Origin of the sequence: Paenibacillus xylanexedens (assembly GCF_007680605.1) — a bacterium.
Classification (GTDB): Bacteria; Bacillota; Bacilli; order Paenibacillales; family Paenibacillaceae; genus Paenibacillus; species Paenibacillus xylanexedens_B.
In genome coordinates this window covers 1-323 of the sequence record NZ_VEIO01000074.1, presented here as the reverse complement: position 1 = coordinate 323, position 323 = coordinate 1, and the positions used below count along the sequence as shown (strand labels likewise).

The 323-nt window shown below is 46.1% G+C and carries 1 protein-coding gene; it reads right to left on the bottom strand.

Annotation, left to right across the window (positions count from 1 at the left end):
* The coding region (locus tag FS818_RS28445) for a condensation domain-containing protein (protein WP_186375620.1) at positions 1-323 on the bottom strand (323 nt) is incomplete at both ends.

The following is a 323-nucleotide window of genomic DNA, read 5'->3' as shown; positions in this document are numbered from 1 at the left end:
TCGATTTCCGCCAGCCGCATATCCGGTGTTTCAGCGATCTGCTCTAGTATGGTCTCCAAATGGCTGATAACTCGTTCAATGTTAGCTTTACGATGTTCCGACGCATTGTAACTCACTTTGATGCCAAGCCGGTTCGCCTGTACATGCATTGTGGCGCTTAACGAATAGTTGGTATGCTCGAATCCTTGGAAATCTGTGATCTGAAAATCCTGATCCTCGGATTGCCCGCTTATGTCATAGACTTCCGGATAGTTCTGAAACACAAACAGGTGATCGATCAAGTTTTGTTTCAGTTCCGTTTGACCTTGAACCTCGGCCAATGA